An 8,417-nucleotide genomic window follows, 5' to 3' on the forward strand; every position below is an offset into this window, starting at 1 on the left:
CGAAACTAGCCGCCGCGGCGGCCGCGCGCAACGCCCTGCGCGGAGAGGCCGGGAAGCGCATTTTCGCTTGGGTTTTGCCGCCCCGGACCCTATATGATGGGCATGACGGACACCCCTGAAAACCAGACGCCCGAAGGCGGCGCCAAGCAGCCCAACAAGAGCGCCTATGGCGCCGATTCGATCAAGGTCCTCAAGGGCCTGGACGCGGTGCGCAAGCGGCCGGGCATGTATATCGGCGACACCGACGACGGGTCGGGCCTGCATCACATGGTGTTCGAAGTCAGCGACAATGCGATCGACGAGGCGCTGGCCGGGCATTGCGACCTCGTGCTCATCACATTGAACAGCGACGGATCGGTCAGCGTCGAGGACAATGGCCGCGGCATCCCGACCGGCATCCATGCCGAGGAGGGCATTTCGGCGGCCGAGGTCATTATGACCCAGCTCCACGCCGGCGGGAAGTTCGAGAATAGCAGCGACGACAATGCCTACAAGGTGTCGGGCGGCCTGCACGGCGTCGGCGTTTCGGTGGTCAACGCGCTGTCGGAATGGCTGGAACTGACGATCTGGCGCGACGGCGAAGAGCATTGGATGCGCTTCGAACATGGCGATTCGGTCGCCCCGCTCATCGTCCGCGGCCCCGCGCCCGCGGGCAAGAAGGGCACGCGCGTCACCTTTCAGGCCTCGACCGAGACGTTCAAGAACGTCATCGAGTTCGATTTCGAGAAGCTCGAGCACCGCTATCGCGAGCTCGCCTTCCTGAATTCGGGCGTCCGCATCAAGCTGGTCGACGCGCGCAGCACCGAGCATGTCGTGCATGACCTGTTCTATGAAGGCGGCATCGCGGCCTTCGTCAAATGGCTCGACCGCAACAAGACACCGCTGCTGCCCGATCCGATCGCGATCAGCAGCGAACGCGACGGCATCGGCATCGAGGTCGCGCTCGAGTGGAACGACAGCTATTATGAAAATGTCCTCTGCTTCACGAACAACATCCCGCAGCGCGACGGCGGCACCCACCTCGCCGCCTTCCGCGCCGCGCTGACCCGCACGCTCAACGGCTATGGCGAGAAGTCGGGGCTGCTCAAGAAGGAGAAGGTCAGCCTGACCGGCGAGGATATGCGCGAAGGCCTGACCGCGATCGTCTCGGTCAAGCTGCCCGACCCCAAATTCAGCTCGCAGACCAAGGACAAGCTGGTCAGCAGCGAAGTTCGCCAGCCGCTCGAAAGCCTGATGGCCGACCGGATGACCGAATGGCTCGAGGAAAATCCCGCGCACGCCAAGACCGTGATCCAGAAGGTCGTCGACGCCGCCGCGGCACGCGAAGCCGCGAAAAAGGCACGCGAACTGACCCGCCGCAAGGGCGTAATGGATATTGCGAGCCTGCCCGGCAAGCTCGCCGACTGTCAGGAACGCGATCCGGCGAAATGCGAGCTGTTCCTGGTCGAGGGCGATTCCGCAGGCGGCAGCGCCAAGCAGGGCCGCGACCGCCACGTCCAGGCGATCCTGCCGCTGAAGGGCAAGATATTGAACGTCGAGCGCGCGCGCTTCGACCGCATCATCTCGTCGAAGGAGGTGGGAACGCTGATCCAGGCGCTCGGCACCGGCATCCGCGACGAGTTCACGATCGACAAGCTCAGATATCACAAGATCGTCATCATGACCGACGCCGATGTCGACGGCGCGCATATCCGCACGCTGCTGCTGACCTTCTTCTATCGCCAGATGCCGGAGATTATCGAGAACGGCCATCTCTACATCGCCCAGCCGCCGCTCTACAAGGTCGCGAAGGGGCGCAGCGAGGTCTATCTGAAGGACGACACCGCGCTCGAAAACTATCTGGTCGATGCGGGCATCGACGCGCTGCTGCTCGAAAGCGCGGGCGGCGCGCGGTCGGGCAACGATCTGCGCGACCTGATCGACCACGCCCGGCGCCTGCGCGCGCTGATGCGTTATGTGCCGCGCACCCTCGATCATGCGCTGATCGAGGCGCTGGCCCTGACCGGCGCGCTCGACCCCGATCTCGACGCCGGAGGCCGCCACAGCGCCGCCGAGACCGCGGCCCGGTGGCTGGGCGCCGCCGAGCGCGCGCTGACCGGCGGCAGCGAGGCGCAATGGACCGTCTCGGCCGTCGAGGGCGGCGGCTATACGCTCGAACGCCGCTGGCGCGGGGTCAGCGACCATCACGCGATCGACGCCGCCTTCCTCGCGAGCCAGGAAGCGCGCCGCCTCCACAAGCTCGCCGCCGAGCAGGCCGAAACCTATGCCAGCCCGGCGCGGCTGGTGAAGGCGACCGGCGCGGCGGCGGTCGAGGTCGAAGCCGCCGAGGAGGACGCCGAAGGCGAAGCGCCCGCGGCGAGCAGCGCCAAGGCCAACCCGGTGACGCGCCCGTCCGAACTGCTCGACGCGATCTTCGCGCACAGCCGCAAGGGGCTCAGCATCAGCCGCTACAAGGGGCTGGGTGAGATGAACGCCGAGCAATTGTGGGAAACCACGCTCGACCCCGCCAACCGCTCGCTGCTGCGCGTCGAGGCCGAACAGGCCGACGTCGCGCACGAAATCTTCGAGCGGCTGATGGGCGACGAGGTCGAGCCGCGGCGCGATTTCATCCAGACCAATGCGCTGTCGGTCGCCAATCTCGACGTCTGATCGCCGAAACGGCTAGGCGCAGTTTCCGACCAGCGCGGCGCTGACGGCTTGCGGCCCGGCGCCCGCGCTGCTTGATGCCGCCCACCTGAATAAGGGGGAGGCCGATATGCGCCGCTTGATGGTCATGATCCTGCCGCTGCTGCTCGCGATTCCGGTCGCCGCGCAGGAGCAGGATGCCGACGACAGCGCCGAAATCGGCAGCGGGATGGCGAGCTATTACGGCGACGAACTCGCCGGCAACCGCACCGCGAGCGGCGAACGTTTCGACCCCGACGAACTGACCGCCGCGCACCGAACCCTCGCCTTCGGCAGCCGGGTGCGCGTCACCAACCTCGCTAACGGCAAGAGCGTAATCGTCCGCATCAACGACCGCGGCCCGTTCAGCCGCGGCCGCGTGATCGACGTCAGCGACGCCGCGGCACGCGAGATCGACATGCGGCGCAGCGGTGTCGCCCGGGTCAGCATGACGCTGCTCGACGGCGAGAGCGAACTCGCCGCGGCGGACAAGACCGAGGGCGCCATCGGCGCCGCCGACTGAGACAATTACGCCCGCTTCCGCGAAAAGGAATCGGTTCTTTCCGGCCATATATTTTCATTTTAAAAAAAATATTCTATGAATGCGAAATCATATGATTCGCAGGAGAGACGGGATGACCGAGCAGCATCGCCCCAAGGGGCTTTCGAGCGCGATCAGCTATCAGGACAGCAAGGCCGCCTTCCGCTGGCTCGAGGAGGCGTTCGGATTCGAGCCGCTGTTCGTGCTGCTCGATGCCGACGGCCATCTCGCGCACAGCGAGATGGGCTATGGCACATCGGTGGTCATGGTCGGCAACGAATGGTCGGACGATCACCGCAGCCCGAAATCGCTGGGCGGCAGGAATACGCAAAGCGTCCACGTCCAGCTCGGCGTCGGCGAGGATATCGACGCGCATTGCGACCGCGCGCGCAGCGCGGGAGCCGCCATCATCGCCGCGCCGGAAACCCAATTCTACGGCGACCGCACCTATCGCGCCAGGGACCCCGAGGGACATATCTGGACCTTCGGCGTCACCGTCGAAGCCAAGACCGCGGAGGAATGGGACGCCGAGGGCGGCTTTACCACCAAGACGCGGCTCGACGATTGAGCGCCGCGCTCGACCGCACCCTCGCCGCGCTCGCCGACCCCCAGCGCCGCCGCGCGGTCGAGCTGCTGCGCGAACGGCCGCGCAGCGCCGGCGAGCTCGCGGGTGCGCTCGGCCTCGCGCCGCCGGCGATGAGCCGTCATCTGCGCGCGCTCAAGGCCGGCGGGCTGGTCGAGGACGCGCACCCCGATTTCGACGCGCGGGTGCGCATCTATCGCCTGAAGGACGGCGCGACCGACGAGCTCAAGACCTGGCTCGCCGAGACCGAGGCGCGCTGGGCGCACCAGCTCGCGAGCTTCAAGCGCCATATCGAAGGCGGCGTCGAGGACGGCGCTTGAGCGGCGCGGCGGTCATCGTCGCGCTGCGCGTCGCCGCGACGCCGCTGGCGGCCTTCACCGTCTTTACCCGCGACATCGGCCGCTGGTGGACGAGCCACCCGCTCTTTCCGCTCTCGCCGAAGGGCGACGGCACGCTCCGTTTCGACCCCGAGGGACCCGGCGGCCGCCTCGTCACCCGCTTCGCCGACGGCGAGGAATGGGAGATCGGCGCGGTGCGGCGCTGGTCGCCCGGCGAATGCCTCGCCTTCCGCTGGCGTCTGCCGAGCTTCGCGGCCGATCAGGCGACCGAGGTCGAGATACGCTTCGAAGCGGTGGGCGACGAAACCCGCGTGACCGTCGAGCATCGCGGCTGGGATGCGATCCCGCAGCGCCATGCCGCACGGCACGGCTTCGAGCTGATGCTGTTCCAGCAGCGGCTGGGCGAGCATTGGCGTCAACTGTTGACGCGTATGGGCGCGATTTCCGCGAACATCGACTGAGGCGCGGGCCAGCGAACGAGTTTCGCCGTCGCCCACGACCTCGGCCCCGCGCTTTTCCGGTAGCTCCGGCGGTCGCAGCCTTCCCTCTTGGGTCCTGTCGCCGTGAATCGCCGCACGCCCCGGTCAGGCCGGCACGACGACGTCTTCATCGACTCGCCGCACAATGCGCTCGAATGGCCCGCGCAGCCGCCATCTTGCCGAGTCTGTTCATCTGCCAGAAAGGTTTGACTGAAGACGAGGCGAGCATGCGGGGGCGCTGATACAATCGAAGGGAATAGGGTGATGAGTGTCGTTCGCAAAAGTCCAAGAATCTTGCTGCTGCTGGCCATGGCTGCCGGGTCAGCGACGGCAAGCCTTGCTGCGCAGCAGGAGGATCCGTCGCAGGACCAGCAGCAGGAAGCGCCGGAAGGCAATGTCATGACGACCGTCTATGGCACGCTGCCCTCACCGGAAGAGATGACAAAGGGCCCCGAGATCGAAGGCATCATCTCCGCGCGCGGCGACGGTCGGATGCAGGTCCGGACCGCCGATGGCAACAACACCATGATCGCCATCACCGAAAACACTCGGATCAAGTCCAGCGGCGGATTCCTGGGCCTCAGCCGCAACAAGCTTGCCGCGGATTCGCTGCTCAACGGCCTGCCGGTCTCGGTCGAGACCTTGCAGTGGGATGGCGGTCTGGTGGCGAGCGAGGTCGATCTCAAGAGCAAGGACCTCAGGACCGCGTCGATGATCCATACCGGCACCGACCAGCGCTTTGCCGAACAGACCGCGGCAACCGAGGCGCTGCGCGGCCGCGTGGGCGATATCGACCAGTATAATGTCAAAAGCACGACGAACGTGAATTTCGACACCGGCAAGGCGGTGCTCTCCGAGCAGGCGAAAGCCGATCTCTGCGCCGCAGCGAGCCAGGCCGAAGCGACGGACAACGCGTTGCTGCTCGTCGTCGGCTACACCGATTCCACAGGAAGCCAGGAACTGAACCAGGCCCTGAGCGAAAAGCGCGCCAGCGGCGTCGTCAACTATCTTCAGCAGGCCTGCGGCTGGAAACCCTATCGCATGCTGACCCCGACCGGCATGGCAGAGGCCGATCCGGCGGCGGACAACAGCACCTCCGAAGGCAAGGCCCAGAACCGCCGCGTTGCGGTGAATATTCTGGTCAGCAAGGCGGTCGACGGAATTTAAGGCGCATGGGGTGGGCATCGCCCACCCCATCGATTCCGGCCCGGAACCGCGCGCGGGGTGGCGACTGCCTCTCCTGTGCAAATCGACGGGCAGGACGGTCGGAGAAGGCCTTGCCCCGCGCCTCGCACGGCGCCACATCCTTTCCATGCCGCTCTCCACCCCTTTCACCGACTGGTTTGCCACGCGCGGCTGGCGGGTCAGGCGGCATCAGGCCGAGATGCTCGCGGTAGCGGAGCGCGGCGAGCATGCGCTGCTCGTCGCGGCAACCGGCGCGGGCAAGACGCTCGCGGGCTTTCTGCCGAGCCTTGTCGATCTCGCTGCGAATCCCTCGGACCGGCTCCATACCCTCTATGTCTCGCCGCTCAAGGCGCTCGCCGCCGACGTCGAGCGCAATCTCCTCGGCCCGATCGCCGAAATGGGGCTGGGCATCAGCGTCGAGAGCCGCAGCGGCGACACATCGTCGGACAAGAAGGCGCGGCAGCGCGGCCGGCCGCCCAACATCTTGCTGACCACCCCCGAATCGCTGTCGCTATTGCTGTCCTATCCCGACAGTTTCGCGATGTTCGCCGCGCTGAAGACGGTGGTGATCGACGAGATCCACGCCTTCGCGCCCGGCAAGCGCGGCGACCTGCTGTCGCTCGCGCTGTCGCGGCTCCAGGCGATCGCCCCCGATTTCCGCCGCGTCGGCCTGTCGGCGACGATCGCCGATCCCGCGCAATATGCCGCGTGGCTCGCACCCGATGCCGATGCGAGGGCGGTGACGCTCGTGGAGGGCGAGCCCGGCGCCGATCCCGATATCCGGATATTGCTGCCCGAGGGCGCGGTGCCATGGGCGGGGCATTCGGGTCGCTATGCGGTGCATCAGGTGATGGCACAGATCGCGAAGAACCGCACGACGATCATCTTCTGCAACACGCGCGGCCTTGCCGAGCTGATCTTTCAGGAGTTGTGGAAGGTCAACGACCTGTCGCTGCCTATCGCGATCCACCACGGCAGCCTCGACCGCGAGGCACGCCAGCGCGCAGAGACCGCGATGGCCGAGGGGCGGCTCCGCGCGCTCGTCGCGACCGCCAGCCTCGACCTGGGGCTCGACTGGGGCGATGTCGACTGCGTGATCCAGATGGGGGCGCCCAAGGGCTCGTCGCGCCTGCTCCAGCGCATCGGCCGCGCCAATCACCGGCTCGACGAGCCGAGCCGCGCGCTGATCGTGCCCGGCAACCGCTTCGAATATCTGGAGGCGCGGGCGGCCTTGGACGCCGTGGAGGCGGGCGAGCGCGACGCCGACCGCTTTCGCCCCGGCGCGCTCGACGTGCTCGCGCAGCATGTGATGGCACTCGCCTGTGCCGCGCCCTTTCGCGAGGCGGACCTGCTCGCCGAGATTCGCACCGCAGCGCCCTATCGCTGGATCGACGCGGCGATCTTCGGCCGCCTGCTCGGTTTCGTGCGCGACGGCGGCTATGCGCTCAAAAGCTATGACCGCTTCCGGCGCCTCGCCCCCGACGGGCATGGCGGCTGGCGCATTTCGCACCCGCGGCTCGCGGCGCAGCACCGGCTCAATGCCGGAATCATCGTCGAGGCACCGATGGCCGACGTACGCTTCCGAAACGGGCGGCGATTGGGCCGGGTCGAGGAATATTTCGCGAGCACGCTGACCCCCGGCGACACCTTCGCCTTCGCGGGGCTCAGCCTTGAGGTCGAGACGATCCGCGATACCGACCTGATCGTGCGCGCGACGACGCGCCCCGCGCGCATCCCGAGCTATATGGGCGCGCGCATGGCGATCTCGACGCGACTCGCCGACCGGGTGCGGGGTTTTCTGGCCGATCCGACAAGCTGGCGATGCTTCCCCGACGATGTACGCGACTGGCTGGAGATGCAGGCGCGGCGCTCGGTGCTGCCGCGACCCGGCGAGCTGCTCGTCGAAACCTTCCCGCACGAGGGTGTGCATTATATGGTCTGCTATCCCTTCGAGGGGTGGAACGCGCACCAGTCGCTCGGCATGCTGGTCACCAAGAGGATGGAACGCGCCGGGCTGCAGCCGCTGGGCTTCGTCGCCTCCGACTATGCGATCGCCATCTGGTCGCTGCGCGAGGTGACGAACCCCGAGGCGCTGTTCGACGCCGAAATCCTGTCCGACGAGTTCGCCCTATGGGTCGAGCAATCGCATCTGCTGAAGCGGGCCTTCCGCGAGGTCGCGGTGATCGGTGGGCTGATCGAGCGCCAGCATCCGGGCAAGCGCAAGAGCGGCAGGCAGGTGACCTTTTCGACCGACCTGATCTTCGACGTGCTCAAGAAATACGAGCCCGACCACCTGCTCCTGGAGGCCGCCTGGGCCGACGCGCGCGAGCGGCTGACCGACGTCGCGCGGCTCGGCGATCTGCTCGATCGCGCCGCCGGCACGATGCTCCACCGCGCGCTGTCGCGGATCAGCCCGCTCGCGGTGCCGGTGCTGGTGCTGATCGGCCGCGAAAGCGTTGCCGGGCCCGACGTCGACGACGCGCTGCTCGGCGAGGCCGCCGATGCGCTGGCCGCCGCGGCGATGAGCGGGGACTAGGCGACGTTTACATTCACGCGGCACATTTGATGGCTGCGACGAGATTGAGGAAGCCAGCGTAGTTTCTGGCGAGCTTGTCGTACCGGGTTGC

General features: G+C 67.1%; 7 protein-coding genes. All 7 read left to right on the forward strand.

Annotated features, from left to right (window positions below; translation table 11 throughout):
- Nucleotides 1-102: 102 nt before the first annotated feature.
- The 7 genes from gyrB (at nt 103) to FHR21_RS19230 (ending at nt 8,326) form a co-directional block, all read left to right on the forward strand.
- Nucleotides 103-2,649 (forward strand): DNA topoisomerase (ATP-hydrolyzing) subunit B, encoded by a 2,547-nt coding sequence (gene gyrB / locus FHR21_RS19200; protein WP_246427343.1) that lies wholly within the window; start codon nt 103-105, stop codon nt 2,647-2,649.
- A gap of 106 nt (nt 2,650-2,755) precedes the next feature.
- The gene (locus tag FHR21_RS19205) at nt 2,756-3,187 is read left to right on the forward strand and encodes a septal ring lytic transglycosylase RlpA family protein (protein ID WP_184101280.1); all 432 of its coding nucleotides are present in this window, start codon (nt 2,756-2,758) and stop codon (nt 3,185-3,187) included.
- Nucleotides 3,188-3,299: 112 nt separating this feature from the next.
- Nucleotides 3,300-3,773: a VOC family protein gene (locus tag FHR21_RS19210; protein ID WP_184101281.1), complete on the forward strand. Its 474-nt coding sequence runs from the start codon at nt 3,300-3,302 to the stop codon at nt 3,771-3,773.
- The gene (locus FHR21_RS19215; protein ID WP_184101282.1) at nt 3,770-4,108 is read left to right on the forward strand and encodes an ArsR/SmtB family transcription factor; all 339 of its coding nucleotides are present in this window, start codon (nt 3,770-3,772) and stop codon (nt 4,106-4,108) included. The genes FHR21_RS19210 and FHR21_RS19215 overlap by 4 nt, the downstream gene beginning before the upstream one ends.
- On the forward strand, nt 4,105-4,587 hold the full coding sequence (locus FHR21_RS19220) for an SRPBCC domain-containing protein (RefSeq protein WP_184101284.1): 483 nt from the start codon (nt 4,105-4,107) through the stop codon (nt 4,585-4,587). Before FHR21_RS19215 ends, FHR21_RS19220 begins: the two co-directional genes overlap by 4 nt.
- 282 nt (nt 4,588-4,869) lie before the next feature.
- The gene (locus FHR21_RS19225) at nt 4,870-5,772 is read left to right on the forward strand and encodes an OmpA family protein (RefSeq protein WP_184101286.1); all 903 of its coding nucleotides are present in this window, start codon (nt 4,870-4,872) and stop codon (nt 5,770-5,772) included.
- Nucleotides 5,773-5,917: 145 nt separating this feature from the next.
- Entirely contained in the window at nt 5,918-8,326 is a 2,409-nt protein-coding gene (locus FHR21_RS19230; RefSeq protein ID WP_184101288.1) for a ligase-associated DNA damage response DEXH box helicase, read from the forward strand.
- Nucleotides 8,327-8,417 lie beyond the last annotated feature (91 nt).

This window comes from Sphingopyxis panaciterrulae (genome assembly GCF_014199295.1).
Lineage (GTDB): Bacteria > Pseudomonadota > Alphaproteobacteria > Sphingomonadales > Sphingomonadaceae > Sphingopyxis > Sphingopyxis panaciterrulae.